Below are 25,896 nucleotides of genomic sequence, written 5' to 3'. Positions count from 1 at the left end.
TTTTGATTAAAAGAGTCCAAATAAGTGCATGATTGGAAATACAAGCAACATACTATCAAAACGATCCAAAACACCACCATGTCCAGGGATAAATTTCCCAGAATCCTTGACACCAAAATGACGTTTGATCGAACTTTCTAGTAAATCACCAAATTGTCCAGCAATGCTAAAGAAAATAGCAAAGACCGACATCTTGTAAATTCCATACGGAAGAGCAACTGTTCTGTCAAACATCATAAAGATGATGGTTACTAAAATAGCGCCTAAAATACCACCCAAGGCACCCTCAAAGGTTTTATTTGGAGAAACCGTTGGAGCCAGTTTCCGTTTCCCAAAGTTCATCCCAGCAAGATAGGCACCACTGTCGGTAGCCCAGACGATGCACAAGGCCAATAGAGCCTTATCTAAACCTGCAACGCGAGCATCTAGTAAAGCATTAAATCCAAAGCCTACATAGAAACTCATAGCAAGAGGGAAAACAGCATCCTCAATCGTATAAGACTTGCTAAAAACGGTCGTTCCTAACATGATTGAAATCAAAACACTATAAGCAACCACATTCCCATCAACTGGTAAAAAAGTCAGGTAATTCTCTAAGGGAATGGTCAAGGCAAAGGTTGCAAAGAGGGTCAAAAGGCCCTCCATCGTCATGGTCTCTAGACCTCTCATCTTCAAAAGTTCATGCATTGCTAGCATGGCTATAATTCCAATTGCAATCTGAAACAAGAGTCCCCCAATCATTAAAATTGGTAGGAAAATAGCCAGGGCAATCCCTGCAAACAACGTTCTTTTCTGTAAATCCTGTGTCATATTTCCTCCTAAACTCCTCCAAATCGGCGATGACGACGATTGTAAGCAAGAATGGCTTCCTGCAAGGCTACCTCGTCAAAATCAGGCCACAAGGTGTCCGTAAAATAGAGCTCACTATAGGCTCCCTGCCATGGAAGAAAGTTGCTCAGACGCAATTCTCCACTAGTACGGATAATCAAGTCTGGATCTCGTAACTCCTTAGGCAAATGCTGGGTGAAGAGATAGTTACCAATCAATTCCTCTGTGATGTCACCTGGGTTGATTTTGGCATCTAAAACATCCTGGGAAATCAATTTAAGAGCTTGTGTAATCTCAGCACGTCCACCATAGTTGAGGGCAAAATTAAGAATCAAACCGGTGTTGTTCTTAGTCAATTCCTCAGCCTTGATCAGAGCTTCAAAGGTTTGCTTAGGTAGGCGGTCTGTCTCCCCAATCATTTGAATCTTAACATTATTCGCATGCAATTCCGGGACATAATTATCATAAAACTCTACTGGCAAGTTCATGATAAACTTGACTTCCTGATCTGGACGGGTCCAATTTTCCGTAGAAAAAGCATAGACCGTAATAACCTTAACCCCCAGTTTGTTGGCTGCCTTAGTCACAGTTTGCAATGCTTCCATGCCCGCCTTATGTCCAAAAACCCTTGGTTGCATACGTTTTTTAGCCCAACGGCCATTTCCATCCATGATGATGCCGATATGAGCAGGAACCTGTGTCGGAACCTCTACTTCCACAGCCTTATCTTTCTTAAAAAATCCAAACATGATCTTATTCCTATTCAAAAATCTATCGTTTCATTATACCATATTTCCCTATTTTCTTCTATCACTAAGCTATTTATACTCTTCGAAAATCAAATCCAAACCACGTCAGCTCTATCTGCAACCTCAAAACAGTGTTTTGAGCAACCTGCGGCTAGCTTCCTAGTTTGCACTTTGATTTTCATTGAGTATTATTCTCAGGCACAAAGCCCATTTCCAAAAAAATAAGCCACCTGATTGGGCGACTTTATTTTTTATAGGGAGATTATTATGAAAAAGTTTTAGGAGTTTAAGTTAAGGTCTTCTTAACTTATGGACTTAGTATACACTTCCTAGCTTAAAGTTTCCTTAAGGATTTTTAAAAATCAAATTTTTCCACTTCTCCTGCCAATTTTTCTTGGATATACGTGTTCGATAAAGTTCCATTCGGTCTTCATTCTCTAAAAAATGAGGAGTTGGATGAACTTGAAAATTCAAAATATCCTCCAAACCATAAGATGCATAGAGTTCAAAGTCGGATTCTTCATTCAAGCGTAGTCCAACAGCCGTACATCGTTCTGGATACTTACTCATGGCATCACGGGAACTCGTATAGGGAGCAGTATGAGGGCTGTGCTGGTGCATATAGACTTGATTTTTCAATTCCCACTGGTACTGAGGAAAGTCCTCTCTCAGCTTTTTCTCTAGGAACAAGGTTTCCTCATAAGAAATATCTGGATCAAAGAAAATCACATCTACATCTGTTTCACAGTCAAAAGGCGATTTGTCTGACAAGAGATTCCAGATAAAATTTCTGACAGAACCTGCTGCCAACCACGAGTCTTTCAGACCAAGATTTCGGATGATCGTCAAAATAGCCATCATATCCGGATTTTCTCTAAAAGCCTCTAGAATTTCTTGCTTATTTTTCACTGTATTCATAACCTAAATGCTCATATGCCTTAGCAGTCGCCACCCGTCCAGACCGCGTCCGCATGATAAAGCCTTTTTGGATGAGGTAGGGTTCGTACATGTCCTCCACCGTCTCACGCTCTTCAGCGATATTGACAGAAAGAGTTCCTAATCCGACAGGACCACCACCGTACATCTCAATCATGGTACGAAGGATTTTTTGATCCACATAGTCCAGACCTTCATGGTCAACATCCAGCATGGTCAAGGCCTTATCGGTAATAAGATCATCGATAACCCCATTCCCCATAATCTGAGCAAAATCGCGCACGCGCTTAAGGAGACGATTGGCAATACGGGGAGTTCCACGACTACGTAGAGCCAACTCAGACGCTGCCTCATGAGTGATTTCCATCTCAAAAATATCTGCCGTCCGCTCGACAATTTCCGTCAAGTCAGCATGGGCATAATACTCCATATGACCTGTAATCCCAAAACGTGCCCGTAAAGGATTGGAAAGCATGCCAGCCCGAGTCGTCGCACCAATCAAGGTAAAAGGTGGCAACTCCAAATGAACACTGCGACTGCCTTCACCAGCCCCAATCATGATATCAATGTAGAAGTCCTCCATAGCACTATAAAGCACCTCTTCCACTGACATAGGCAAGCGATGAATCTCATCAATAAAAAGGACATCCCCCGGTTCTAAGTCATTCAAAATCGCTACCAAATCACCAGCTTTTTCAATGACTGGACCAGAAGTCTGCTTAAGATTTACGCCCAGTTCATTGGCAATAACAAAAGCCATGGTCGTTTTCCCCAGACCTGGAGGTCCAAATAAGAGGACATGATCCAGCGCCTCATCCCGCATTTTTGCTGCTTCGATAAATATTTGCAGCTGATCCTTGACCTTGTCCTGACCGATATATTCACGTAAATATTGGGGACGGAGAGTACGTTCTACCAACTCCTCATCACCCATGATTTCATTATCTAAAATTCTACTCATGTTCCTATTATAGCAAAAATCCAGCCTACAAACAAAAAAGCCACCTGACTGGGTGCCTATCGAGTTTAGCCCTTATGTGGTATAATATTCTACGGCACTGCTACACCGCCTACGAAAGGAGGTGAGATAGCCCATGATGGAATTAGTACTCAAAACTATCATCGGACCAATTGTGGTCGGTGTCGTTCTTCGCTTAGTCGATAAATGGCTAAACAAGGACAAATAGTGTCAAAAAAGACCCCAAGCTTATTTGGTCGTGAGCTTGGGGCCTTTTCTAGCCTATGATATAGAACTAGTACTCAATTCCTTTTTATTATCCCACAGTTCACAGATTTTGTCAAAAGTTTACATTCTCTTTAAGCGCCGTACAACAATATGATGCATCACTCCTTGACAACCAAGAGCATTATTACAACAGTTCTAACCCTTCAATTCACAGACACTTGCAATCAAATTGAGGTTGAAGCAACTAAAGCGACAACAGACTTATTTCTTAGTCATATTCGCTAAAAAAGTCCCCTCCAATTCCCCGACCAAAATCCGAAAAATACCTGAAAATATCGAAAAATGATGTTTAGAACACTCCCAAAAAGCCTAGAACAAAGCCAAAAAACTCCACCTGATTGGGTGGAGTTAAGGGAGATTATTATGAAAAAGAAAAGTTTAGGATTTTATTAAATAAAGTTAGGAGGTCTTTATTTAATAACTATATGATACAAGACGAAGCTTAAAACTATCTTAACTTTTCTCAAATTTTACTATTTTGCAAAAGATTTCTATCACCATCACCTCACCACGAAAAAAAGCCACCTGATTGGGTGACTTCATTAGGAGATTATGATGAAAAAAAATTTTAGGATTTCATTAAATAAAGTTAGGAGGTCTTTATTTAATGACTATATCATACTAGACCATCCTTAAACTTTGCTTAAGAACAAACAAGTTTTATTATTTTTCTCTGTTTACCCAAATCATTCCTGTACAATCATAGGTGGATAAAGTTTCAAACCCCATAGAACGATAAAATCCCACGTTTTTTTCTGTCTCTTCTGTCGCCAGCTGGACTTGATAAGCCTCTTTAAAATCCTCTAAAGCATCTTTCATCAAGGAGCTACCAATTCCTTGGCGCTGATAGCTAGGCAAAACAATCAAATCCTGTACAAAAACTGACGAAAAACCATCTCCAACCAAACGAATCAAGCCCACAACAGCATCGCCATCAAGTGCCACATAAATCGCTAATGAATGAGATGAGGTCTGCTCCAGCATCTCTGGTTGATGGGTATAATTTGTCCAACCGACAGCCTGATAGAGATGCAAAACATCCTCTAGCTTGACAATTTCTTGCTTTTTAATAGTAATCATCTCAACACCTCTTAAAGCTCTCTCAAACTCTTGTGCTGTCGTCCATTTTTATCAAAGTTTTCAGGACACAACCATGTTTCCAAACGAGATTTGACTTGTGCCCAGTCCTTATCAATCATAGACAACCAATCCGTATCCCTCGTACGCCCCTTATAAATGACTGCCTGACGGAAGGTTCCTTCATAGACAAATCCCAAACGCTCCGCAGCTCGTCTGGATGGCAGGTTAAAAGCATCGCATTTCCACTCATAGCGACGATAGTTGAGTTCTTCAAAGACATAGCGAGCTAGGAGATATTGGGCTTCTGTTCCTATCCGTGTCCCCCTGAGCTCTGGAGAAAAAGTGACAGCTCCCACTTCTATTACTCGGTTATTCTGGTCAATGCGCATGAGAGAAAAAGTTCCCAAAGCCTTACCAGTTGCCTTGTCTATGATTGCATAGTAAAAACGATCCTTACGAGCCAACATCTGATTTAAAAGGGTAACCAGCTCCTCCATATCTGCCACTGGCTCCTGAAAAAGGTATGTCCACATCTCCCGAGGAGTATTCGGGCCATAAACAGCTAATAAATTCTCCGCATGCTTTTCTACTGAAAGGGCCTCTATCCTAGCATAACGCCCTTCTAAGAAATCAATAGAAGGCAGTGCACCGGGTGTATAACCTTCCATTGCCTCACCAATCATCTGACCATATTCGTTTACTGGCATCTTTCTTCTCCTTGTTTTGCTTTCCAAACTTTATAGTTGCACATAGTATATCATACTTTCATAACAAGATTCAAAAAATCCTCCAGATTCTACTCTGAAGGATTCATTTCTTATTTCACAACGATATTAACGAGTTTATTAGGTACCGCAATCACTTTCACGATGTCCTTACCATCAATTTCTGCTTTGACTTTTTCATCAGCGAGAGCAATTTCTTGCAATTCTTCGCGTGATAGGTCTTTAGCAACCATGAGTTTGGCACGAACTTTTCCTTTGATTTGGACAACGATTTCGATTTCGTCTTCAACCAATTTACTTTCGTCCCATGTTGGCCAAGCCACGTAAGAGATGGATTCACCTGTTGCTGCAACAGTTTGCCAGAGCTCTTCTGCCAAGTGAGGTGCAAATGGGGCAATCAATTGGATAAAGCCTTTAGCGTAGTCCACATAGAGCTTGTCTTCCTTGTTAGCAGCGTTGACAAAGACCATAAGTTGGGCAATGGCTGTGTTGAATTTCAATGATTCGATTTGCTCTGTGACAGCTTTAACGGTTTCGTTGTAAACCTTGTCGAGAGAGCCATTGTTTTCTGCAAGGATTTCCTTGCTTGTAATCAAACGGTAAACACGGTCAAGGAACTTACGGCTTCCTTCCAGGCCTTCTTCTGACCAAGCAATCGAAGCATCAAGTGGTCCCATAAACATTTCATAAACACGAAGGGTATCGGCACCGTATTGTTCTACCACATCGTCTGGGTTAACAACGTTCTTGAGGGACTTAGACATCTTGGCTGGCGCTTGTTCCAATTCTTCTCCTGTTTCTACATGGAAGAAGGAGCCATCACGTTTTTCAACCTTGTCAGTTGCCACAAGAGCACCACGATGGTCACGGTAGCTTGTTCCCAAAATCATCCCTTGGTTAAAGAGTTTTTGGAATGGTTCCTTAGTCGGAACAACACCAAGGTCATAGAGGAATTTGTGCCAGAAACGAGCGTAAAGCAAGTGAAGTACAGCATGCTCTGCTCCACCCACGTAGATATCTACTGGCAACCATTGTTTTAGGAGATCCTCGTCAGCTAATTCCTCAGTATTGTGTGGATCAATATAGCGGAGGTAATACCAGCTTGAACCTGCCCATTGTGGCATGGTATTAGTTTCACGACGTCCTTTAACACCATCTTCACGAGTCACTTCAAGCCAATCTGTCAAGTTAGCTAGTGGACTTTCCCCTGTACCTGAAGGACGGATGTCCTTGGTTACTGGCAAGACAAGTGGCAATTCACTTTCAGGGACAGCTGTTGAAGTTCCATCTTCCCAATGAATAATAGGAATTGGCTCACCCCAGTATCGTTGACGGCTAAAGAGCCAGTCACGGAGACGGTAGGTAACCTTCTCTTGTCCACAGCCTTTTTCTTCCAACCAAGTTACAATCTTGGCAATAGCGTCTTCTTTGTTCAGTCCATCTAGGAAGTCTGAATTGACATGAAGACCATCCTCTGTGTAGGCAGCTTCTGCTACATTTCCACCTTCAAGCACTTCTACAATTGGAAGGTCAAATTGTTTGGCAAATTCCCAGTCACGTTGGTCATGGGCTGGCACAGCCATAACGGCACCTGTTCCGTAACTAGCAAGAACATAATCGGCAATCCAGATTGGAATCTCTTTGCCATTGACAGGGTTGATGGCATAAGCACCAGTCCAAACACCAGTTTTTTCTTTGGCAAGGTCAGTACGAGCCAAGTCTGATTTAAGGCTGGCTTGATGTTTGTAGTCTGCTACTGCCTCTGCTTGCTCTGAACTTGTTATTGAATCAACCAAGTCATGCTCAGGAGCCAAGACAGTGAAAGTCGCCCCGAAAAGGGTGTCCGGACGAGTAGTAAATACTGTGAATTCCTTATCTGTTCCCTTAACTTTAAAGGTTACATTAGCACCAGTTGATTTACCAATCCAGTTACGTTGCATATCCTTGATAGACTCTGGCCAGTCAAGTTCATCCAAATCATTAAGCAGACGCTCCGCGTATGCCGTGATTTTGAGCATCCATTGGCGCATTGGTTTGCGGACAACTGGATAGCCTCCACGCTCAGATGTTCCGTCAGGAAGGACTTCTTCGTTGGCGATGGCTGTTCCCAATTCCTCAACCCAGTTTACTGGCACTTCAGCTTCATAGGCCAATCCTTTTTCGTAAAGCTTAGTGAAAATCCATTGAGTCCATTTGTAGTAGTTTGGATCTGTTGTATTGACTTCACGATCCCAGTCATAAGAAAATCCAAGCGCATTGATTTGGCGTTTGAAGTTGGCAATATTTTCCGCCGTAAATTCTGCTGGGTCATTCCCCGTATCCATAGCGTATTGCTCGGCAGGCAATCCAAAGGCATCCCAACCCATTGGGTGAAGGACATTGTAGCCTTGCGCACGTTTATAACGGCTGAGGATATCGGTTGCTGTATAACCTTCTGGGTGACCTACGTGTAGACCCGCTCCAGACGGATAAGGGAACATGTCAAGCGCATAAAACTTAGGTTTTGATGCATCTGTTCCTGTCTTAAATGTATGATGTTCCGCCCAGTATCCCTGCCACTTAGGCTCAATTTCTTTATGATTGTAAAAACTCATGGTCTCTCTCCAATTTTGTGATGTTACTATTATACCATTTTTAAGGGAATTTGAAAGATGAGAAATGTTCTTTTAGGCTTGTATGACAAGAAAGACTGAATCGCAAATCCAGCTTATGTAACAGTATAAAAAATTAGCCCCTACTTGGAGCTAACTTCTATCAATTATTTTTCTCTAGCATCTTCTCACGTCCTAGTTCTCGGTAACTACGGTCGCCGACAACTTCTACGCTAAACTGGCCGTCCTCATATTCAAGGATCGTCACGCTACCATTATCTAGACCATGCGGATGCATGCCATTGATCAGGTAAACAATCGTTCCAATAGTCATTCCGTGACTCACAACCAAAGCATTGGCACCACCTTGTTCTTCCATTTCTTTGGCAATAAACTCAAAGCCATCTCTGATACGAGTACTCAGTTTTTCCCAACCTTCAGCCCAACCAGCAGTGTCAACCTCTACCAGGCCTTCTGCCAACTCTGCATAGGATAATTGATGAACATGATCTACCTTAAAGACACGAGGGATGACACCCATAAACAGGTCCCCATCATAGGCTCCATCAAAACTACCAAAACACCACTCACGGATGCGCTTGTCCATGCGATAAGGGATTTTTCCTTGCAATCTAAGTTCTTCAAGTATAATTCCCATGGTCTGAATCGTACGACCTGAGTCACTTGAATAAGCACGTTCAAACTGTATGCCTGACTCTCTCAATCCAATACCTAGCTCGTGGATTCCTAATTCACCTTCAGCTGTTAAGGGAGTATCGCTCCAACCTTGCGCGCGACCAATTGTGTTAAACATGGTCTTACCATGACGTACCAAATACAATCGTACTTTTACCATTTTCCGTCCTCCGTTTGCTTCTATTATATCATGGATGATAAAACAAAAGCCACCCATACAGGCGACTTTTGCAGGAGATATTATGAAAAAGTTTAGGAGTTCATTAAATAAAGATATTAGATGAAAATCAAATTCAAACTAAATCAGTGTTATCTGTTTCAAATAATATTAGGAGGTCTTTATTTAATGGTTATAGTATACACGCCTAACCTTAAATAGAACTTAAAATTTCTCCTATTTTCTTAATTTTTAAAACTATGAATTGGTGCTGGGATTTGTCCTCCACGAGAGATGAAATCAACAGACGAAGCCCCATTGACCTTCATAACTGGAGCTGTACCAAGAAGACCACCAAACTCAATCATATCGCCTTCTTTTCCTTTTGGAATGATACGAACAGCTGTTGTTTTCATGTTAATGACACCAATTGCAGCCTCATCTGCAATCATCGCAGCAATGGTTTCAGCAGGTGTATCTTCTGGGATGGCAATCATATCCAAACCAACAGAACAGATAGCCGTCATGGCTTCTAGTTTTTCCAAATTAAGAGAACCATTTTGCACTGCAGCAATCATTCCCTCATCCTCAGAAACTGGGATAAAGGCACCAGACAAACCACCGACTTGGTTGCAGGCCATAACTCCACCCTTCTTAACTTGGTCGTTCAAGAGAGCTAAAGCAGCCGTCGTTCCATGCGTACCAACTGTTTCTAGCCCCATTTCCTCAAGGACACGTGCTACAGAATCTCCAACCGCAGGAGTTGGCGCCAAACTCAAGTCCACAATACCAAACTCCACACCCAGTCTCTCACTGGCCATCTGACCAACCAATTGACCAATACGAGTGATCTTGAAGGCAGTCTTCTTGACCGTTTCGGCTACTACGTCAAAGCTCTCTCCACGAACTTTTTCTAAAGCACGTTTCACCACACCAGGACCAGAAACCCCGACATTGATGATAACATCTGCTTCCCCAACACCATGGAAAGCACCCGCCATAAACGGATTGTCCTCAACCGCGTTAGCAAAGACAACCAACTTTGCTGCCCCCATATCAGATAGATTAGCAGTTTCCTTGATAATTCGACCCATATCTGCCACAGCCGTCATATTAATACCAGACTTGGTTGACCCAATATTAACTGACGAGCAGACCTTATCCGTTTCAGCCAAAGCTCGAGGAATAGAATTGATGAGAATCTCATCTCCCTTTTGATACCCTTTTTGTACCAAGGCAGAGAAACCACCAATAAAGTCCACACCAATTTCTTTCGCAGCCTTATCAAGCGCTTTTGCCAAAACTACATAGTCTGTTGCATCTGTCGCTGCCCCAATCAAAGAAATAGGAGTCACCGATACACGCTTATTAACAATTGGAATTCCCAACTCAGCTGCAATCTCATCGCCAACAGACACTAAATTAGCTGCCTTAATCGTAATCTTTTGATAAATTTTCTCCGCAGCCCGATTGATATCTGGATCGATACAGTCCAAAAGGGAAATCCCCATGGTGATAGTTCTGATATCGAAGTTTTGCTCCTCAATCATGGCGATGGTTTCAGTAACTTGTCTAATATCCATGTGCGCCTCCTAGATATTATACATAGCTTCGAAAATGGCTGCACTCTGAATATTAATTTTTACATTCAAAGTTTGCCCAAAAGCTTCAAATTCATTACGAAGATAGGTAAAATCTTGCTTTTCATCGCTAGAGACGACAGCCATCATCGTAAAATATTCATCCAAAACAGTTTGAGAGATATCATCGATATTCAAACCCAATTCTGCAATTTTACCAGAAACACCCGCAACAATTCCAGATTTATCTTTACCAACAACAGTTATAATCGCTTTCATAAGCAAACTCCAATTCTTCTTTTAATAGGAAACCTGAACATTAGACAGGATTCTTTTCAAATAGTATAGCATAATTCTAACTAAAATACTCAAAAACGCCTGCTTACGAAGTTGTTCTTAAGAAAAAAACAATTTCGTAAACAAGCGTCTACTATTTCAACTTATGATGAGTGTTCCCGCTAGGACCGAAATCCTAGCGGTAGACCAGAGCTAGACTAAGAGTACAAGACTCCATCATCATAACACTCAACAAAATTGATGATTTTATACTAATTCGATGATCGCCATTGGCGCTGCATCACCACGACGTGGTTCAGTTTTAAGGATACGAGTGTATCCACCGTTACGTTCAGCATAACGAGGTGCGATTTCTGAGAACAATTTTTGAAGTGCTGTAGTAGAAGTGTACTTATCAGTTGCTTCATCATAGTTTTCAGATGCGATTTCATTACGTACGAAAGCAGCTGCTTGACGACGTGCATGCAAATCACCACGTTTACCTAGAGTAATCATTTTTTCAACAGTTTTACGGATTTCTTTAGCACGAGCTTCAGTTGTCACGATTGATTCGTTGATCAAAAGGTCAGTTGTCAAATCGCGAAGCATTGCTTTACGTTGTGAGCTAGTGCGTCCTAGTTTACGGTAAGCCATTTATTCCTCCTTTATTTATCTTTTAATCCAAGACCCAAATCAATGAGTTTGAGTTTCACTTCTTCCAAACTCTTGCGTCCAAGATTTCGTACTTTCATCATCTCTGCTTCAGATTTTTCTGTCAAATCATGCACAGTATTGATACCGGCACGTTTCAAACAGTTGTATGAACGCACAGACAAGTCCAGTTCCTCAATCGTACGATCCAAAATACGGTCGTCAGATTCAGTATCAGCTTCTTTCATCACTTCAGTTGACTTAGCAATCTCAGTAAGATTTGTAAACAAATCAAGATGTTCTGTCAAAATACGTGCTGAAAGCCCTAAAGCATCTTCTGGAATAATTGTTCCATTTGTCAAGATTTCAAGGGTTAATTTGTCAAATCCATCATTGCTACCTACACGAGCAGGTTCCACTTGATAGTTGACTTTTGTAACTGGTGTATAAATAGAATCTACAGCAAGTGTTCCAACTGGTGCATTATCTTTTTTATTTTCATCAGCAGGTACATATCCACGACCACTGTTAACAGTCATAGTCGCTTTTAGCGAAGAACCTTCACCGATTGTAAAGAGATAATGATCTGGATTTACAATTTCAATATCGCTATCTGTCAAAATGTCACCAGCTGTTACTTCAGCAGGACCTTCAACATCCAGTTCGATGATTTTTTCGTCTTCAACGTACGATTTCACTGCAATTCCTTTAATGTTCAGAATGATTTGCATCACGTCTTCACGAACACCTGGAACTGTGTCAAACTCATGTAACACACCATCAATATTGATAGATGTCACAGCTGCTCCTGGTAGAGAAGCTAGAAGTACACGACGAAGAGAGTTACCAAGAGTTGTACCGTAGCCACGTTCAAGTGGTTCGATTACAAACTTGCCATAATCTTTATTTTCATCAATTTTTGTTATATTTGGTTTTTCAAACTCGATCATTTAGTTACTCCCTCTTAAACGAAAAGCAGTGTAATGCGATGATTATACACGGCGACGTTTTGGAGGACGAGCACCATTGTGTGGCACTGGAGTCACATCACGAATTGCTGTTACTTCAAGACCAGCGGCAGCAAGCGCACGAATAGCTGACTCACGACCAGAACCTGGACCTTTTACAGTAACTTCAACTGATTTAAGACCGTGTTCTTGTGCAGATTTAGCAGCAGCTTCAGAAGCCATTTGAGCAGCGAATGGTGTAGATTTACGAGAACCTTTGAAACCAAGAGCACCAGCTGATGACCAAGCAATTGCATTACCATGCACATCAGTAATCATAACAATAGTGTTATTAAATGTAGCGTGAATATGAGCAATACCAGATTCGATATTCTTTTTCACACGACGTTTACGTGTTGGTTTAGCCAAGACTTTTACCTCCTATATTATTTTTTCTTACCAGCAATCGCAACAGCTTTACCTTTACGAGTGCGAGCGTTGTTTTTAGTGTTTTGTCCACGGACAGGAAGTCCACGACGGTGACGGATACCACGGTATGAACCGATTTCCATCAAACGTTTGATGTTCAAGTTTACTTCACGACGAAGGTCACCTTCAACTTTGATTGCATCCACTTCACGACGGATAGCATCTTCTTGATCTGATGTAAGATCACGTACACGAACATCTTCTGAGATTCCAGCAGCAGCCAAAATTTTCTTAGATGTTGCAAGTCCGATACCATAAACATAAGTCAATGAGATCACTACGCGTTTGTCATTTGGAATGTCAACTCCAGCAATACGAGCCATGTTTTCTCCTTTCTATCTTATCCTTGACGTTGTTTGTGTTTTGGATTTGCTGGGCAAATTACCATAACACGACCATTACGACGAATAACTTTACAGTATTCGCAAATTGGTTTGACCGATGGTCTTACTTTCATTTCTTATCCCTCCAAGTTTTTCGATTATTTAAAGCGGTAAGTGATACGTCCACGTGTCAAGTCATATGGACTCATTTCGACAGTAACACGATCTCCCGCTAAAATACGAATATAGTTTTTACGAATTTTACCAGAAACTGTTGCTAAAATCTGATGTCCATTTTCAAGTTCAACCGTAAACATTGCATTCGGCATTGTATCAACTACTTTGCCTTCAACTTCAATCACATCGTCTTTTGCCACGCAAAAGCACCTCCATAAATTTCGATTCGATGCCTCTAGACACAGAGACAACAATTATAAGTCAGACTATCTCAGTATAACATTTGTAGCGGATTTTTGCAAGTGTGAAAAACGCTTTATTTCAAATTTGTCAATACTTTTTCGATATCTGAGAAGACATCATTGATATCTTGATTACCTTCGATGTCATGAACCAAACCTTTGGCACGGTAATGAGCAATGATTGGTTCTCCTTGAGCAATATTTACATCCAAACGACGTTTTACTGTCTCAGGCTTATCATCTTCACGTTGGTAGTAATCTTCTTCTTTATAGTCAACTGGTGGGTTAAAGACCTTGTGGAAAGTTTCTCCAGTTACGCGGTGGATGATACGGCCACTCAAACGTTCCAAGAGGCTGTCAGGGTTCACTTCAATGTTGATGACGCCTTCTAGTTCAATGCCAAGTTCAGCCAATGTTTTGTCCAAGGCATGAGCTTGTTCGATTGTACGTGGGTAACCATCCAATAAAAATCCTGTTTCTTTAATATCATCTTGTGAAAGACGTTCTTTTACGATTCCATTTGTAACTTCGTCAGGAACCAATTCACCCTTGTCAATGTATGACTTAGCAAGAACACCCATTTCAGTTTGATTTGCCATTGCAGCACGGAACATATCACCTGTTGAGATATGCGCAACATGGAATTGTTCTACAATTTTTGCTGCTTGAGTTCCCTTACCTGCACCAGGTAAGCCCATAATCAAAAGATTCATGATTTGATCTCCTTATTTTATTTTTAAATAGAAGCAAAAAATCTTTTCACCCCTATTTAAAAACAAAATAGAAGAGGGGAGACCAAACTCTAACTAATGTTAGAGTTAAACCTCCACTCCCTCAGCATTTACAGATTCAGTAAATACTTTTATTCTGTTCTGTCCATGAAACCAACATACTTACGTTTCAATAGGTAACCTTCCAATTGTTTGATTCCTTCAATACCTGTAGAGATAATGATCAAAAGACTGGTTCCTCCAAAAGCAACTGCTTCTGAAAGTCCGAAAACATCTTTTGCTACGATCGGTAAAATAGAAATCACACCAAGGAAGAGAGAACCAACAGTTGCAAGACGACGAAGAAGTTTAGACATATATTCTTCTGTACCTTTACCAGGACGAACTCCGTGGATATAGGCGCCGCTCTTTTGTAGGTTTTCTGCCGCTTTTTCAGGATTAATCTGTACAAACGTATAGAAGAATGTAAAGAGAATAATCAGCAAAGCATACATGGCAATACCAGTTGGTGAAGTTGTTGCAAGCATTTCTTGTGCTGTTCTTACCCAAGCCCAATCATGACCTGTAGCGCTCAAAAACTGAAGAATAGCTGCAGGCGCTGCAGTAATCGAACTTGCGAAGATAACAGGGATAACTCCAGCAGGGTTTACCTTCAAAGGAAGGTAAGAGCTAGATGGAGCACCTTGTGCAATCTTAGTATATTGGATTGGAATTTTGTATTCTGCTTGTTGAACATAAGTTGTAAAGTAAATGATCAACAATACAGTAATAATCAAAATGATTACGAAAATGATAGATGAGTTGATACGGCTACTTGGAACGTTCACAAAGTAGTCCACGTAGATGCCCTGAATCATCTCTGGAATTGAGGCAACAATCCCAGCAAAGATAATCATAGAAACACCATTTCCGTATCCCTTATCTGTAATTTGCTCTCCCAACCAAGTAACAATCATGCTACCAGCTGTTAAGATGATACCAATCATGATAAAGACTTGTGGAGTAAGAGCTGTTTTCAACAATTGAGCTCCAGCCAAAGTATTAAAACCAGCTGTAATCCCGATAGATTGCACAAAGGCTAAAACAAGAGCAATATAACGAGTAGCTTGATTTAATTTTCTTCGACCTACTTCCCCTTGTTTACCCCACTCTACAAATTTGGGTAAAATATCCATTTGCAAGAGTTGGACAACGATAGAGGCCGTAATGTAGGGACTAACACCAAGAGCAAAGACTGAGAAGTTTTTCATGGCATTCCCTGACACCAAGCTCAACATGTTTAAGAAGGATAATCCACTTAAAGCATTCAAGCTATTGGCATTCACACCAGGAACTGTAATGCTAGTTCCGATACGAAAAACCAAAACGATAAAAATTGTAAATAAAATTTTTGATCGAACCTGCTTGACTTTAAGAGCTTCTCTTAATAATTTAAAAAACATAGGTCACCTCTCTTAGATGACTTCTACTGAACCACCTTTAGCAGTGATAGCTTCTTCAGCTGATTTAGAGAATTTAGCTGCTTTCACAGTCAATTTCTTAGTCAACTCACCGTTACCAAGAATTTTAATACCTGATTTTTCAGCTTTAACAATTCCTGCTTCGATAAGAACAACTGGAGTAACTTCAGCACCATCTTCAAAGACGTTCAATTGGTCAAGGTTCACAATTGCGTATTCTTTAGCGTTAATGTTAGTGAATCCACGTTTTGGAAGACGACGGAACAATGGAGTTTGTCCACCTTCAAAACCAAGGCGAACTCCGCCACCGCTACGAGCTTTTTGACCTTTTTGACCACGACCAGATGTTTTACCGTTACCTGATGAAGTACCACGACCAACGCGGTTACGTACTTTACGAGAACCTTCTGCAGGTTTCAATTCATGAAGTTTCATTTTTATTTTCTCCTCTTTTGTAAAATGCTAGCGCCGATAAGGGAGAAAAGGTTGTCTCCCCCATCAACTCGCCTATACGACGTCATCATAGATGACTATATCTAGTTTTAGGGGATGGTATACTGCACATCCCCTAAAAATTCATTAGTTTACTTCTTCAACTGTTACTAAGTGAGATACTGCAGTGATCATACCACGGATAGCAGCGTTGTCTTCTTTAATAACAGAGCTGTTCAATTTGCCAAGTCCAAGTGCTACAACAGTTTTACGTTGTGATGGAATGCGTCCGATTGGAGACTTAGTCAAAGTAATTTTAATTTGAGCCATTTTATCCCCTTTCTTATGCCAAATCAGAAACTGAAATACCACGAAGGGCAGCAACTTCTTCAGCGCGTTTCAATTGTTTCAAACCTTCAACAGTTGCACGAACAATGTTGATTGGAGTGTTAGAACCAAGTGATTTTGATGTAATATCTGCCACACCTGCCAATTCCACAACGGCACGAACTGCACCACCAGCGGCAACTCCAGAACCTTCTACAGCAGGTTTCAACAATACTTTAGCTCCACCGAATTCTGAAAGAACTTCGTGTGGAATTGTTGTTCCAACCATAGGAACTTCAATCAAGTTTTTCTTAGCATCATCTACTGCTTTACGGATTGCTTCTGGAACTTCTTGAGCTTTACCAGTACCAAATCCTACGCGACCATTGTGGTCACCAACAACAACAAGAGCTGCGAAACGAAGACGACGTCCACCTTTAACAACTTTTGTAACACGGTTGACAGCAACTACGCGTTCTTCTAATTCAACTGCATTGTCTTTAAATGCCATTTTCTAGTGTCCTCCTATTAGAATTTCAATCCGTTTTCACGAGCTGCATCAGCCAAAGCTTTCACACGTCCGTGATATAGATATCCACCGCGGTCGAACACCACTTCTGAAATACCTTTAGCGTTTGCACGTTCTGCAACGAGTTTACCGACAGCAACGGCTTGTTCAGTTTTAGTTCCTTTTGAAACTTCTTTATCAAGAGTTGAAGCACTTGCGAGCGTTACACCCGCTACGTCATCAATCACTTGAGCGTAGATGCCTGTATTAGAACGGAATACGTTCAAACGTGGGCGATCAGCAGTTCCAGAGAGTTTTCCGCGAACGCGACGGTGGCGTTTTTGGCGGAGTTTGTTTTTATCTGGTTTTGAAATCACAGTTTTCACCTCTTTAGTTTTAAATCGTGTGCTATGCACAAAGTTGGAAAATAGGTTGGTGGTTGAGAATCAACCACTCAACATTATTTACCTGTTTTACCTTCTTTACGGCGAACGAATTCACCAACGTAACGGATACCTTTACCTTTATATGGTTCTGGTGAACGAAGGCTACGTACGTAAGCAGCTGTTTGACCAACTACTTCTTTTGAAATCCCGCTAACAACGATTGTTGTTGGGTTTGGAAGTTCAAAAGTAATTCCTTCTGGAGCTTCAACTTCGTCTGGATGAGATTTACCAACAGCCAAAACAAGTTTAGATCCTTGAAGTTGTGCACGGTAACCAACCCCGCGCATTTCAAGTTCTTTCTTGAATCCTTCAGATACACCAACAACCATGTTGTTCAAAAGGGCACGAGTAGTTCCGTGGATAGTTTTCATTTCTTTTGAATCGTTTGGACGGTGAAGAGTTACTTCAGTACCTTCCACACGGATTTCAATATCTTTTGAGAACTCACGAGTAAGTTCTCCTTTAGGTCCTTTTACAGTTACAACGTTGTCATTGTTGGTGATTTCAACACCAGCAGGCAACACGATAACTTTATTACCAATACGTGACATGTTTATTTTCTCCTGTTAAATTGTCAGGCCATAACGGCCAGTTTTCACGGGGTTCAATCGATTTCTCGATTTAAAGGAACATTTAGGTTTCAATTTCAAAGTGAATCTAGGCATCGTCTCACAGGCATAACTTTGGGTTAGGCAAGAGACGATAACGAAGAGTCACAAAGAAATTGGGAGCTAAATATTACCAAACGTAAGCGATAACTTCCCCACCAACATTCTTTTGGCGTGCTTCTTTATCAGTAAGCAAACCTTCAGAAGTTGAAAGGATAGCAATTCCAAGTCCGTTAAGAACTTTTGGAAGGTCTTCACGTTTTTTGTAGACACGAAGTCCTGGTTTAGAAACACGTTTCAAGTTAGTGATAACTTTTTCACCGTTTGGTCCGTATTTAAGGAATACACGGATGATGCCTTGTTTGTCATCTTCGATGATTTCAACGTTTTTTACAAAACCTTCGCGTTTAAGGATTTCAGCAATCCCTTTTTTGATGTTTGATGCAGGTACTTCAAGTACTTCGTGTTTTGCTTGGTTAGCGTTACGAATACGAGTTAGGAAGTCTGCGATTGGGTCAGTCATAACCATTTTGTTTTTCTCCTCTTACTAGTAGTTTGCAAGTTGCACTTGCTAGTTAATGATTGAGCTAGGCTCAGATAGTATTGATACATTCAAATGAGAAAACTCTTATTTGAACACGAGCTACAACCTGGGCAAAAAAGATAAATTTGTTTTAGAGCATCGCTCCTACACCAAATTTCCTATTTTTGCTGTGGTTGTTACGCTCTTTGTATCATGATATTACCAAGATGCTTTTGTTACACCAGGGATTTGTCCTTTGTAAGCTAATTCACGGAAGCAAACACGGCAAAGTTTAAATTTGCGGTAAACTGAATGTGGACGACCACATTTTTCACAACGAGTATAAGCTTGAGTAGAGAACTTCGCTGGACGTTTGTTCTTAGCAATCATTGATTTTTTAGCCATTAGATTTACCTCCTATATTATTTTGCAAAAGGCATTCCAAGGCCTGTAAGCAATGCACGTGACTCTTCGTCAGTGTTAGCAGTTGTTACGATAACGATGTCAAGACCACGAGTTTTGTCAACGTCATCGAAGTTGATTTCTGGGAAGATCAATTGTTCTTTCACACCAAGTGTGTAGTTTCCGCGTCCATCAAATGATTTTGTTGGAACACCGTGGAAGTCACGTACACGTGGAAGTGAAACTGAAACCAATTTATCCAAGAATTCGTACATACGTTCACCACGAAGGGTAACTTTTGCACCGATCGCAACACCTTCACGAAGACGGAAGCCGGCGATTGATTTTTTAGCTTTAGTGATAAGTGGTTTTTGACCTGAGATAAGTGCCAATTCTTCAGCAGCTTTTTCAAGGCTTTTAGCGTTTGATACAGCTTCACCAACACCCATGTTCAAAACGATCTTATCTACTTTAGGCACAGCCATCACTGATGAGTAGTTGAATTGTTCTGTCAAAGCAGGAACTACTTCATTAAGATATTTTTCTTTTAAACGATTTGCCATTATACTTCTCCTTTCCTTCGTGATTAATCAAGCACTTCGCCTGATTTTTTGTTGTAGCGAACTTTTTTACCGTCTACAAATTTGTAACCAACACGACCAGCTACACCATTTTTGTCCAAAACTTGAACATTTGATACGTGGATAGCTGCTTCTTTCTCGATGATCCCACCTTGAGGAAGCTCGTTAGTTGGACGTTGGTGTTTCTTAACGATGTTAACACCTTCAACGATAACTTTGTTTACTTTTGGAAGGGCAGTAAGGACAACAGCTTCTGTTCCCTTATCTTTACCAGCGATTACGCGAACTTTGTCGCCTTTTTTTACAAACATTAGGTTTCTCCTTGATTTTTCTTACGCCCATAAGGGCACCCTGGAGGTAAATCCAGGGGACTAGTTTGTTTCTAAAAATTAAAGTACTTCTGGAGCAAGTGACACGATCTTCATGAAGCCACCTTCACGCAATTCACGTGCAACTGGGCCAAAGATACGTGTTCCGCGAGGAGTTTTGTCTTCACGGATGATAACTGCTGCGTTTTCGTCAAATTTGATGTATGAACCATCAGCACGACGAGCACCTGATTTAGTACGAACGATAACTGCTTTAACAACGTCACCTTTTTTAACCGCACCACCAGGAGTAGCTTGTTTTACAGATGCCACGATAACATCACCGATGTTTGCAAATTTACGTCCTGAACCACCAAGAACTTTGATAGTCAAGATTTCGCGAGCACCGCTGTTGTCTGCGACTTTCAAACGAGTTTCTGTTTGAATCATTTCAGTTTTCTCCTTTCAGGTTTGATTAGATGATGACCGCTTCTTCAACAACTTCTACAAGACGGAAACGTTTTGTAGCTGAAAGCGGGCGAGTTTCCATGATACGTACGATATCGCCTTCTTTGGCAACATTGTTTTCATCATGAGCTTTGTATTTTTTAGAGTAGTTAATACGTTTACCATAGACTGGGTGGTTACGTTTTGTTTCAACTACAACTGTGATTGTCTTGTCCATTTTGTCAGATACAACACGTCCAACAAGAACTTTACGATTATTGCGTTCCATTGAAATTTCTCCTTCCCTAGTCTATTATTTCGCTTCAGATTGAACTGTTTTGATACGAGCGATTTGTTTTTTAACTTCTTTCAAGCGAGCTGTTTGTTCCAATTGACCAGTAGCAGCTTGGAAACGAAGTTCAAACAATTCTTTTTTCAATTCGTTTTCGCGCTTCGCGAGTTCTTCTTGAGAAAGACCACGAAGTTCTTTAACAAATTCTTTTACTTCATTAAGTTTCATGCCTTCTCCTTATTCTGCTTCACGTTTTACGAATTTACATTTAACTGGCAATTTGTGGCTAGCAAGACGAAGCGCTTCGCGAGCGATCTCTTCAGATACACCAGCGATTTCGAACATCACTTTACCACGTTTAACTGGTGCTACCCAACCTTCAGGTGCCCCTTTACCAGATCCCATACGCACACCGATAGCTTTAGCAGTGTATGATTTGTGTGGGAAGATTTTAATCCAAACTTTACCACCACGTTTCATGTAACGAGTCATGGCGATACGAGCAGCTTCGATTTGGCGGTTAGTGATCCAGTGGCTAGTTGTAGCTTGAAGACCGTATTCACCGAATGCTACTTCTTTTCCACCTTTTGCTTCACCGCGCATTTTTCCACGGAATTCACGACGGTGTTTAACACGTTTAGGTACTAACATTGGTTATTTACCTCCTTTAGTGTTTTTGCGAGCTGGAAGAACTTCACCACGGTAGATCCATACTTTAACACCAAGTTTACCGTATGTAGTATCTGCTTCTTCCCAAGCGTAATCGATATCTGCACGAAGTGTGTGAAGTGGAACAGTTCCTTCAGAGTATCCTTCAGCACGGGCGATATCTGCACCGTTCAAACGACCTGATACTTGAGTTTTGATTCCTTTAGCTCCAGCACGCATTGCACGTTGGATTGCTTGTTTTTGTGCACGACGGAAAGCTACACGTTGCTCCAATTGACGAGCAATACCTTCACCTACAAGGTGAGCATCCAAATCAGGTTGTTTGATTTCGATGATGTTAATGTGTACTTGTTTTCCAGTCAATTTGTTAAGTTTTGCACGGAGTGCATCAACGTTAGCACCACCTTTACCGATAACCATACCTGGTTTAGCAGTGTGAAGTGAAACGTTAACTTTGTTTACTGCGCGTTCGATTTCAATTGTTGAAACTGCTGCGTCAGCAAGTTCTTTTTGAACGAATTTACGGATTGCAAGATCTTCATGAAGGTAATCCGCGTATTCTTTTTCAGCATACCATTTGGCATCCCAATCACGGATGATGCCGACACGCATACCAATTGGATGTACTTTTTGACCCACGATTTTACCTCCTTATTTTTCTGCAACAGCTACAGTGATGTGAGCTGTACGTTTGTTGATTGGTGAAGCTGAACCTTTCGCACGTGGACGGAAACGTTTCATAGTTGGTCCTTCGTTTGCGAATGCTTCAGATACTACCAAGTTAGCTTTATCCAAACCAAAGTTGTTTTCAGCATTAGCTACAGCTGAGTTCAAAACTTTCAAGATGATTTCAGCAGCTTTGTTTGGAGTGAATGTCAAGATTGCGATTGCATCGGCTACGCTTTTTCCACGGATGTTATCAAGAACAAGACGTGATTTACGAGGTGAAACACGTACTGTACGAGCCATTGCTTTAGCTGAAGTAATTTCTGCCATTTATGTTCTCCTTATTTTCTACGTGTTTTCTTGTCGTCTGCAGCGTGACCTTTATAAGTACGAGTTGGTGCAAATTCACCAAGTTTGTGACCTACCATGTCTTCTTGGATGTAAACAGGTACGTGTTTACGTCCGTCATAAACTGCAATAGTGTAACCAATGAAACTTGGGAAGATCGTTGAACGACGTGACCAAGTTTTAATAACTTTTTTCTTTTCGTCGTTAGCTTGAGCTTCAACTTTTTTCATCAAATGCTCATCGACGAAAGGTCCTTTTTTAAGACTGCGTCCCATTTTTATATTTTCTCCTTTAAATATTGTACCACAGCGGCTTGCGCTCCTATGGAGCGCTACCGAGCTGGCGGATTTACTAGTTACTTAAGCGACTAGTTTAATATTATTTCTCGTTGCGACGACGAACGATAAGTTTGTCAGATTTCGCTTTCTTGTTACGAGTTTTAAGACCAAGAGCAGGTTTGCCCCATGGAGTAGATGGTGCTTTACGACCAACTGGTGCTTTACCTTCACCACCACCGTGTGGGTGATCGTTAGGGTTCATTACAGAACCACGAACTGTTGGGCGGATACCTTTCCAACGGCTACGTCCTGCTTTACCAAGGTTTACAAGTCCGTGTTGTTCGTTTCCGACAACACCAACTGTAGCACGGCAAGTTCCAAGAATCATACGAACTTCACCTGATTGAAGACGAACAAGAACGTATTTACCTTCAGAACCCAATACTTGAGCAGATGCACCAGCAGCACGTACCAATTCACCACCACGACCAGGTTTCAACTCGATGTTGTGGATCAAAGTACCAACTGGGATGTTAGCAAGTGGAAGAGCGTTTCCGACTTTGATATCTGCTTCTGGACCTGAAACGATACGTTGACCTACTTCAAGACCTTTTGGAGCGATGATGTATGCTTTCACACCGTCAGTGTAGTGTACAAGAGCGATGTTTGCAGAACGGTTTGGATCGTACTCGATTGTTTTAACAACTGCTTCAACGTTGTCTTTGTTACGTTTGAAGTCAACCAAACGGTAGAAGCGTTTGTGTCCACCACCTTGGTGACGAACTGTGATACGACCGTTGTTGTTACGACCAGCCTTGCTCTTCAATGCAACAAGCAATGATTTTTCAGGAGTGCTTGTTGTGATTTCAGCGAAATCCAAAGAAGTCATATTACGGCGACCGTTTGTTGTTGGTTTATAAACACGAATTCCCACGATATTTCCTCCTTAGATTATTCAGCTTCAGCAGCAAACAACTCGATTGCTTTTGAATCAGCTGTAAGTGTGATGATAGCTTTTTTAGTTTTGTTTGTAAAACCAGTGTAACGTCCAACACGTTTAGCTTTTGGTTTTACGTTGATTGTGTTAACATTAGCAACTTTAACACCTTCGAAAGCAGCTTCAACAGCTTGCTTGATCAAAAGTTTGTGTGCACGAGTGTCAACTTCAAATACATATTTTCCTGCTTCAAGTTGAGCCATTGAGCTTTCAGTGATTACAGGTTTTTTGATAACATCATACAAATTCATTATGCAAGAACCTCCTCGATTTTAGAGATAGCTGCTTGTGTGACAAGAAGTTTGTCGCTATTTGCGATGTCAAGAACACTTGCAGTTGTAGCAGTTGCAACTTTCACGTTTGGAAGGTTACGAGCTGAAAGAGCTGCGAATTCATTTCCTTCTTCAAGGATAACAAGAACTTTAGAATCGATGCTCAATGCTGCAAGAACTTTTGCAAATTCAGCAGTTTTTGGAGCTGTAAATGAAAGAGCGTCTACAGCTACGAATTTGTTTTCAGCAACTTTTTCAGAGTAAACTGATTTAAGAGCTAGGCGACGAACTTTTTGTGGAAGTTTGTAGCCATATGAACGTGGAGTTGGTCCGAAGACAACACCACCACCACGCCATTGTGGTGAGCGGATAGAACCTTGACGAGCACGTCCAGTTCCTTTTTGACGCCATGGTTTGCGTCCACCACCTGATACTGCAGAGCGGTTTTTAACAGCGTGTGTTCCTTGACGAAGGCTTGCGCGTTGGCTGATGATCACATCAAACACAACTGATTCATTTGGTTCGATACCAAATACTGCATCGTTAAGAACAACTTGGCCAGCTTCTTTACCAGTTTGGTCAAATAATGTTACGTTTGCCATTGTGACTGATTTCCCCTTTCTTTATTATTTACCAGCTTTAACTGCTGATTTGATAGTGATAAGAGATTTCTTAGCACCTGGTACGTTACCTTTGATAAGGATAACGTTCTTTTCTGGAACAACTTGTACAACTTCAAGGTTTTGAATTGTTACGCGGTCGCCACCCATACGTCCTGCAAGGTTTTTACCTTTGAATACGCGGTTAGGTGCAACAGGTCCCATAGAACCTGGACGACGGTGGTAACGAGAACCGTGAGCCATTGGTCCACGTGATTGTCCGTGGCGTTTGATAACACCTTGGAAACCTTTACCTTTAGAAGTACCAGTTACGTCAACAACGTCTCCAGCTGCGAATGTTTCAACTGTGATTTCAGCACCAACTTCCAAGCCTTCAACGTTTTTGAATTCACGAATGAAGCGCTTAGGAGCCGTGTTAGCTTTCGCTACATGTCCTTTAGCAGGTTTGTTGCTCAATACTTCGCGTTTGTCATCAAAACCAACTTGGATAGCGTTATATCCGTCTGTTTCAACAGTTTTAACTTGAAGAACAACGTTTGGAGTTGCTTCAATAACTGTTACAGGGATCAATTCGCCAGCTTCAGTGAAGATTTGAGTCATTCCCACTTTTTTCCCTAAGATTCCTTTTGTCATGAGAAAATAGTTCCTTTTCTATATTTTTTATTCAAAAAGTTTTTAACGAGCGTTTTTTATGCTCAAGTCTAAGATACAAAGGGCGTCAAACTCAAAGTGAAAATAGGAAACTGACGCAGTGTCTAGCAGAAACTAGGAAGTTTATCTTTTTCACACCGAGTTTAGCCCGTGTTCAATTAGATTGAAACACCAGCCTCTGCTCTTTTATATTTTAGATTAAAGTTTGATTTCTACGTTTACACCACTTGGAAGATCCAATTTCATCAACGCATCAACTGTTTTTTGAGTTGGGTTAACGATATCGATCAAACGTTTGTGTGTACGCATTTCAAATTGTTCGCGAGAGTCTTTGTATTTGTGAGTCGCACGAATGATTGTGTAGAGGCTACGTTCAGTTGGAAGTGGGATTGGACCCGCAACTTGTGCACCTGTACGAGTAGCTGATTCTACGATTTTTGCAGCCGCTGTGTCAAGCGTACGGTGTTCGTAAGCTTTCAAACGGATACGGATTTTTTTGTTTGCCATCTTTTTCTCCTTTTCGTCTATTTAAGATAATAGGCTAGCTCCACAAGAAAACCGACGCGGTGTTGCGTGGCAATGCAACCGAGCGTGTCGCAACCTCTTGCATCAAAGCCAAGGCTGTAATTTACAGCAC

At 41.2% G+C, this 25,896-nt stretch carries 40 protein-coding genes; 1 reads left to right on the top strand and 39 read right to left on the bottom strand.

The window, feature by feature from the left end; translation table 11 throughout:
- Positions 1–6: 6 nt before the first annotated feature.
- From N5909_RS04865 to ruvB, 4 genes are all read right to left on the bottom strand, one after another.
- Positions 7–810, bottom strand: coding sequence for a phosphatidate cytidylyltransferase (locus N5909_RS04865; protein ID WP_033682390.1), 804 nt, complete (start codon positions 808–810; stop codon positions 7–9).
- Positions 811–818: 8 nt separating this feature from the next.
- Positions 819–1,577, bottom strand: a complete 759-nt coding sequence (locus N5909_RS04860) for an isoprenyl transferase (protein ID WP_033682392.1) — start codon at positions 1,575–1,577, stop codon at positions 819–821.
- 345 nt (positions 1,578–1,922) lie between these two features.
- A complete protein-coding gene (locus N5909_RS04855; RefSeq protein WP_033682394.1) occupies positions 1,923–2,495 on the bottom strand; it encodes a nucleotidyltransferase family protein in 573 nt (190 codons plus the stop codon).
- Complete coding sequence (ruvB, locus tag N5909_RS04850) at positions 2,476–3,474, bottom strand: Holliday junction branch migration DNA helicase RuvB (protein WP_004239104.1); 999 nt, start codon at positions 3,472–3,474, stop codon at positions 2,476–2,478. Before ruvB ends, N5909_RS04855 begins: the two co-directional genes overlap by 20 nt.
- A 133-nt stretch (positions 3,475–3,607) precedes the next feature.
- Here ruvB and N5909_RS04845 point away from each other — a divergent pair, with 133 nt between their 5' ends.
- Positions 3,608–3,700, top strand: a complete 93-nt coding sequence (locus N5909_RS04845; RefSeq protein WP_000970382.1) for a type I toxin-antitoxin system Fst family toxin — start codon at positions 3,608–3,610, stop codon at positions 3,698–3,700.
- Positions 3,701–4,422: 722 nt separating this feature from the next.
- On the opposite strand, the gene N5909_RS04840 is transcribed toward N5909_RS04845, so the two are convergent.
- From N5909_RS04840 to rpsJ, 35 genes are all read right to left on the bottom strand, one after another.
- Positions 4,423–4,839, bottom strand: a complete 417-nt coding sequence (locus tag N5909_RS04840; RefSeq protein WP_033682397.1) for a GNAT family N-acetyltransferase — start codon at positions 4,837–4,839, stop codon at positions 4,423–4,425.
- A gap of 11 nt (positions 4,840–4,850) precedes the next feature.
- Positions 4,851–5,546, bottom strand: a complete 696-nt coding sequence (locus N5909_RS04835) for a GNAT family N-acetyltransferase (protein ID WP_033682399.1) — start codon at positions 5,544–5,546, stop codon at positions 4,851–4,853.
- Between the two features lie 110 nt (positions 5,547–5,656).
- Positions 5,657–8,158, bottom strand: coding sequence for a leucine--tRNA ligase (gene leuS, locus N5909_RS04830; protein WP_033682401.1), 2,502 nt, complete (start codon positions 8,156–8,158; stop codon positions 5,657–5,659).
- A gap of 160 nt (positions 8,159–8,318) precedes the next feature.
- Positions 8,319–9,011, bottom strand: coding sequence for a histidine phosphatase family protein (locus tag N5909_RS04825; RefSeq protein ID WP_033682403.1), 693 nt, complete (start codon positions 9,009–9,011; stop codon positions 8,319–8,321).
- 242 nt (positions 9,012–9,253) lie between these two features.
- The gene (locus N5909_RS04820) at positions 9,254–10,591 is read right to left on the bottom strand and encodes a PFL family protein (RefSeq protein WP_020901856.1); all 1,338 of its coding nucleotides are present in this window, start codon (positions 10,589–10,591) and stop codon (positions 9,254–9,256) included.
- Positions 10,592–10,600: 9 nt separating this feature from the next.
- Positions 10,601–10,867, bottom strand: coding sequence for an ACT domain-containing protein (locus N5909_RS04815; protein WP_000644124.1), 267 nt, complete (start codon positions 10,865–10,867; stop codon positions 10,601–10,603).
- Between the two features lie 264 nt (positions 10,868–11,131).
- The gene (rplQ, locus tag N5909_RS04810; protein WP_000331493.1) at positions 11,132–11,518 is read right to left on the bottom strand and encodes a 50S ribosomal protein L17; all 387 of its coding nucleotides are present in this window, start codon (positions 11,516–11,518) and stop codon (positions 11,132–11,134) included.
- Positions 11,519–11,529: 11 nt separating this feature from the next.
- Positions 11,530–12,465 carry a DNA-directed RNA polymerase subunit alpha gene (locus N5909_RS04805; protein ID WP_000568988.1) on the bottom strand — a complete coding sequence of 312 codons (936 nt, stop codon included), beginning with the start codon at positions 12,463–12,465 and terminating at the stop codon, positions 11,530–11,532.
- 42 nt (positions 12,466–12,507) lie between these two features.
- Positions 12,508–12,891 (bottom strand): 30S ribosomal protein S11, encoded by a 384-nt coding sequence (rpsK, locus tag N5909_RS04800; protein ID WP_001118385.1) that lies wholly within the window; start codon positions 12,889–12,891, stop codon positions 12,508–12,510.
- Between the two features lie 17 nt (positions 12,892–12,908).
- On the bottom strand, positions 12,909–13,274 hold the full coding sequence (gene rpsM, locus N5909_RS04795) for a 30S ribosomal protein S13 (RefSeq protein WP_000090781.1): 366 nt from the start codon (positions 13,272–13,274) through the stop codon (positions 12,909–12,911).
- Positions 13,275–13,291: 17 nt separating this feature from the next.
- Positions 13,292–13,408: a 50S ribosomal protein L36 gene (rpmJ, locus tag N5909_RS04790; RefSeq protein ID WP_001808836.1), complete on the bottom strand. Its 117-nt coding sequence runs from the start codon at positions 13,406–13,408 to the stop codon at positions 13,292–13,294.
- A 24-nt stretch (positions 13,409–13,432) separates the two neighbouring features.
- A complete protein-coding gene (gene infA / locus N5909_RS04785) occupies positions 13,433–13,651 on the bottom strand; it encodes a translation initiation factor IF-1 (protein WP_001029883.1) in 219 nt (72 codons plus the stop codon).
- A gap of 116 nt (positions 13,652–13,767) precedes the next feature.
- Positions 13,768–14,406: an adenylate kinase gene (locus N5909_RS04780; protein WP_001050436.1), complete on the bottom strand. Its 639-nt coding sequence runs from the start codon at positions 14,404–14,406 to the stop codon at positions 13,768–13,770.
- Positions 14,407–14,555: 149 nt separating this feature from the next.
- Entirely contained in the window at positions 14,556–15,866 is a 1,311-nt protein-coding gene (secY, locus tag N5909_RS04775) for a preprotein translocase subunit SecY (protein WP_033682406.1), read from the bottom strand.
- 12 nt (positions 15,867–15,878) lie between these two features.
- Positions 15,879–16,319, bottom strand: coding sequence for a 50S ribosomal protein L15 (gene rplO / locus N5909_RS04770; RefSeq protein ID WP_000766087.1), 441 nt, complete (start codon positions 16,317–16,319; stop codon positions 15,879–15,881).
- 144 nt (positions 16,320–16,463) lie between these two features.
- Entirely contained in the window at positions 16,464–16,646 is a 183-nt protein-coding gene (gene rpmD / locus N5909_RS04765) for a 50S ribosomal protein L30 (protein WP_000057241.1), read from the bottom strand.
- Between the two features lie 13 nt (positions 16,647–16,659).
- Positions 16,660–17,154, bottom strand: coding sequence for a 30S ribosomal protein S5 (gene rpsE / locus N5909_RS04760; protein WP_000874202.1), 495 nt, complete (start codon positions 17,152–17,154; stop codon positions 16,660–16,662).
- A 17-nt stretch (positions 17,155–17,171) separates the two neighbouring features.
- The gene (gene rplR / locus N5909_RS04755; RefSeq protein ID WP_000624044.1) at positions 17,172–17,528 is read right to left on the bottom strand and encodes a 50S ribosomal protein L18; all 357 of its coding nucleotides are present in this window, start codon (positions 17,526–17,528) and stop codon (positions 17,172–17,174) included.
- 83 nt (positions 17,529–17,611) lie between these two features.
- On the bottom strand, positions 17,612–18,148 hold the full coding sequence (rplF, locus tag N5909_RS04750; protein WP_000086626.1) for a 50S ribosomal protein L6: 537 nt from the start codon (positions 18,146–18,148) through the stop codon (positions 17,612–17,614).
- Positions 18,149–18,335: 187 nt separating this feature from the next.
- Complete coding sequence (rpsH, locus tag N5909_RS04745) at positions 18,336–18,734, bottom strand: 30S ribosomal protein S8 (RefSeq protein WP_000245504.1); 399 nt, start codon at positions 18,732–18,734, stop codon at positions 18,336–18,338.
- Between the two features lie 213 nt (positions 18,735–18,947).
- Positions 18,948–19,133: a type Z 30S ribosomal protein S14 gene (locus tag N5909_RS04740; protein WP_001085697.1), complete on the bottom strand. Its 186-nt coding sequence runs from the start codon at positions 19,131–19,133 to the stop codon at positions 18,948–18,950.
- A 17-nt stretch (positions 19,134–19,150) separates the two neighbouring features.
- Entirely contained in the window at positions 19,151–19,693 is a 543-nt protein-coding gene (gene rplE, locus N5909_RS04735) for a 50S ribosomal protein L5 (protein WP_000013542.1), read from the bottom strand.
- Between the two features lie 23 nt (positions 19,694–19,716).
- Entirely contained in the window at positions 19,717–20,022 is a 306-nt protein-coding gene (rplX, locus tag N5909_RS04730) for a 50S ribosomal protein L24 (protein ID WP_000497691.1), read from the bottom strand.
- A gap of 78 nt (positions 20,023–20,100) precedes the next feature.
- Entirely contained in the window at positions 20,101–20,469 is a 369-nt protein-coding gene (gene rplN / locus N5909_RS04725; protein WP_000616545.1) for a 50S ribosomal protein L14, read from the bottom strand.
- Between the two features lie 25 nt (positions 20,470–20,494).
- Positions 20,495–20,755, bottom strand: a complete 261-nt coding sequence (rpsQ, locus tag N5909_RS04720) for a 30S ribosomal protein S17 (protein WP_000440801.1) — start codon at positions 20,753–20,755, stop codon at positions 20,495–20,497.
- Positions 20,756–20,779: 24 nt separating this feature from the next.
- Positions 20,780–20,986 (bottom strand): 50S ribosomal protein L29, encoded by a 207-nt coding sequence (rpmC, locus tag N5909_RS04715; protein ID WP_000772918.1) that lies wholly within the window; start codon positions 20,984–20,986, stop codon positions 20,780–20,782.
- 9 nt (positions 20,987–20,995) lie between these two features.
- Positions 20,996–21,409, bottom strand: coding sequence for a 50S ribosomal protein L16 (rplP, locus tag N5909_RS04710; protein WP_000960946.1), 414 nt, complete (start codon positions 21,407–21,409; stop codon positions 20,996–20,998).
- Positions 21,410–21,412: 3 nt separating this feature from the next.
- On the bottom strand, positions 21,413–22,066 hold the full coding sequence (gene rpsC / locus N5909_RS04705) for a 30S ribosomal protein S3 (protein WP_000529936.1): 654 nt from the start codon (positions 22,064–22,066) through the stop codon (positions 21,413–21,415).
- Between the two features lie 12 nt (positions 22,067–22,078).
- A complete protein-coding gene (gene rplV, locus N5909_RS04700) occupies positions 22,079–22,423 on the bottom strand; it encodes a 50S ribosomal protein L22 (protein ID WP_000818137.1) in 345 nt (114 codons plus the stop codon).
- A gap of 11 nt (positions 22,424–22,434) precedes the next feature.
- Entirely contained in the window at positions 22,435–22,716 is a 282-nt protein-coding gene (gene rpsS, locus N5909_RS04695; RefSeq protein ID WP_000533766.1) for a 30S ribosomal protein S19, read from the bottom strand.
- A gap of 103 nt (positions 22,717–22,819) precedes the next feature.
- Positions 22,820–23,653 carry a 50S ribosomal protein L2 gene (rplB, locus tag N5909_RS04690; protein WP_000512911.1) on the bottom strand — a complete coding sequence of 278 codons (834 nt, stop codon included), beginning with the start codon at positions 23,651–23,653 and terminating at the stop codon, positions 22,820–22,822.
- Between the two features lie 17 nt (positions 23,654–23,670).
- Positions 23,671–23,967, bottom strand: a complete 297-nt coding sequence (locus N5909_RS04685; protein ID WP_001055347.1) for a 50S ribosomal protein L23 — start codon at positions 23,965–23,967, stop codon at positions 23,671–23,673.
- Positions 23,967–24,590: a 50S ribosomal protein L4 gene (gene rplD / locus N5909_RS04680; protein ID WP_000024537.1), complete on the bottom strand. Its 624-nt coding sequence runs from the start codon at positions 24,588–24,590 to the stop codon at positions 23,967–23,969. The genes N5909_RS04685 and rplD overlap by 1 nt, the downstream gene beginning before the upstream one ends.
- 24 nt (positions 24,591–24,614) lie before the next feature.
- Positions 24,615–25,241 (bottom strand): 50S ribosomal protein L3, encoded by a 627-nt coding sequence (gene rplC / locus N5909_RS04675; protein WP_000160197.1) that lies wholly within the window; start codon positions 25,239–25,241, stop codon positions 24,615–24,617.
- Between the two features lie 216 nt (positions 25,242–25,457).
- Positions 25,458–25,766: a 30S ribosomal protein S10 gene (rpsJ, locus tag N5909_RS04670; protein ID WP_001284513.1), complete on the bottom strand. Its 309-nt coding sequence runs from the start codon at positions 25,764–25,766 to the stop codon at positions 25,458–25,460.
- Positions 25,767–25,896 lie beyond the last annotated feature (130 nt).

This window comes from Streptococcus gwangjuensis (assembly GCF_028156745.1).
GTDB lineage: Bacteria > Bacillota > Bacilli > Lactobacillales > Streptococcaceae > Streptococcus > Streptococcus gwangjuense_A.
Note: the sequence above shows the minus strand (reverse complement) of the source record. Positions and strands in the feature narration are given on the sequence as shown.

Bases quoted from the DNA above. Each gene is read 5' to 3' on its own strand.
- rplP (WP_000960946.1), bottom strand. From the start codon at position 21,409: ATGTTAGTACCTAAACGTGTTAAACACCGTCGTGAATTCCGTGGAAAA.
- rpmC (WP_000772918.1), bottom strand. From the start codon at position 20,986: ATGAAACTTAATGAAGTAAAAGAATTTGTTAAAGAACTTCGTGGTCTT.
- rpsE (WP_000874202.1), bottom strand. From the start codon at position 17,154: ATGGCATTTAAAGACAATGCAGTTGAATTAGAAGAACGCGTAGTTGCT.
- rpsH (WP_000245504.1), bottom strand. From the start codon at position 18,734: ATGGTTATGACTGACCCAATCGCAGACTTCCTAACTCGTATTCGTAAC.
- rpsM (WP_000090781.1), bottom strand. From the start codon at position 13,274: ATGGCTCGTATTGCTGGAGTTGACATTCCAAATGACAAACGCGTAGTG.
- N5909_RS04820 (WP_020901856.1), bottom strand. From the start codon at position 10,591: ATGGATATTAGACAAGTTACTGAAACCATCGCCATGATTGAGGAGCAA.
- rplE (WP_000013542.1), bottom strand. From the start codon at position 19,693: ATGGCAAATCGTTTAAAAGAAAAATATCTTAATGAAGTAGTTCCTGCT.
- rplO (WP_000766087.1), bottom strand. From the start codon at position 16,319: ATGAAACTTCATGAATTGAAACCTGCAGAAGGTTCTCGTAAAGTACGT.
- rpmD (WP_000057241.1), bottom strand. From the start codon at position 16,646: ATGGCTCAAATTAAAATTACTTTGACTAAGTCTCCAATCGGACGCATT.
- N5909_RS04780 (WP_001050436.1), bottom strand. From the start codon at position 14,406: ATGAATCTTTTGATTATGGGCTTACCTGGTGCAGGTAAGGGAACTCAA.
- rplD (WP_000024537.1), bottom strand. From the start codon at position 24,590: ATGGCAAACGTAACATTATTTGACCAAACTGGTAAAGAAGCTGGCCAA.
- rplX (WP_000497691.1), bottom strand. From the start codon at position 20,022: ATGTTTGTAAAAAAAGGCGACAAAGTTCGCGTAATCGCTGGTAAAGAT.
- rplQ (WP_000331493.1), bottom strand. From the start codon at position 11,518: ATGGCTTACCGTAAACTAGGACGCACTAGCTCACAACGTAAAGCAATG.
- N5909_RS04740 (WP_001085697.1), bottom strand. From the start codon at position 19,133: ATGGCTAAAAAATCAATGATTGCTAAGAACAAACGTCCAGCGAAGTTC.
- rpsQ (WP_000440801.1), bottom strand. From the start codon at position 20,755: ATGGAACGCAATAATCGTAAAGTTCTTGTTGGACGTGTTGTATCTGAC.
- N5909_RS04845 (WP_000970382.1), top strand. From the start codon at position 3,608: ATGATGGAATTAGTACTCAAAACTATCATCGGACCAATTGTGGTCGGT.
- rpmJ (WP_001808836.1), bottom strand. From the start codon at position 13,408: ATGAAAGTAAGACCATCGGTCAAACCAATTTGCGAATACTGTAAAGTT.
- rplF (WP_000086626.1), bottom strand. From the start codon at position 18,148: ATGTCACGTATTGGTAATAAAGTTATCGTGTTGCCTGCTGGTGTTGAA.
- N5909_RS04835 (WP_033682399.1), bottom strand. From the start codon at position 5,546: ATGCCAGTAAACGAATATGGTCAGATGATTGGTGAGGCAATGGAAGGT.
- rpsS (WP_000533766.1), bottom strand. From the start codon at position 22,716: ATGGGACGCAGTCTTAAAAAAGGACCTTTCGTCGATGAGCATTTGATG.
- ruvB (WP_004239104.1), bottom strand. From the start codon at position 3,474: ATGAGTAGAATTTTAGATAATGAAATCATGGGTGATGAGGAGTTGGTA.
- N5909_RS04825 (WP_033682403.1), bottom strand. From the start codon at position 9,011: ATGGTAAAAGTACGATTGTATTTGGTACGTCATGGTAAGACCATGTTT.
- secY (WP_033682406.1), bottom strand. From the start codon at position 15,866: ATGTTTTTTAAATTATTAAGAGAAGCTCTTAAAGTCAAGCAGGTTCGA.
- rpsJ (WP_001284513.1), bottom strand. From the start codon at position 25,766: ATGGCAAACAAAAAAATCCGTATCCGTTTGAAAGCTTACGAACACCGT.
- leuS (WP_033682401.1), bottom strand. From the start codon at position 8,158: ATGAGTTTTTACAATCATAAAGAAATTGAGCCTAAGTGGCAGGGATAC.
- N5909_RS04840 (WP_033682397.1), bottom strand. From the start codon at position 4,839: ATGATTACTATTAAAAAGCAAGAAATTGTCAAGCTAGAGGATGTTTTG.
- N5909_RS04855 (WP_033682394.1), bottom strand. From the start codon at position 2,495: ATGAATACAGTGAAAAATAAGCAAGAAATTCTAGAGGCTTTTAGAGAA.
- N5909_RS04865 (WP_033682390.1), bottom strand. From the start codon at position 810: ATGACACAGGATTTACAGAAAAGAACGTTGTTTGCAGGGATTGCCCTG.
- rplN (WP_000616545.1), bottom strand. From the start codon at position 20,469: ATGATTCAAACAGAAACTCGTTTGAAAGTCGCAGACAACAGCGGTGCT.
- N5909_RS04685 (WP_001055347.1), bottom strand. From the start codon at position 23,967: ATGAATTTGTATGATGTTATCAAAAAACCTGTAATCACTGAAAGCTCA.
- N5909_RS04860 (WP_033682392.1), bottom strand. From the start codon at position 1,577: ATGTTTGGATTTTTTAAGAAAGATAAGGCTGTGGAAGTAGAGGTTCCG.
- N5909_RS04815 (WP_000644124.1), bottom strand. From the start codon at position 10,867: ATGAAAGCGATTATAACTGTTGTTGGTAAAGATAAATCTGGAATTGTT.
- N5909_RS04805 (WP_000568988.1), bottom strand. From the start codon at position 12,465: ATGATCGAGTTTGAAAAACCAAATATAACAAAAATTGATGAAAATAAA.
- rplC (WP_000160197.1), bottom strand. From the start codon at position 25,241: ATGACAAAAGGAATCTTAGGGAAAAAAGTGGGAATGACTCAAATCTTC.
- rplV (WP_000818137.1), bottom strand. From the start codon at position 22,423: ATGGCAGAAATTACTTCAGCTAAAGCAATGGCTCGTACAGTACGTGTT.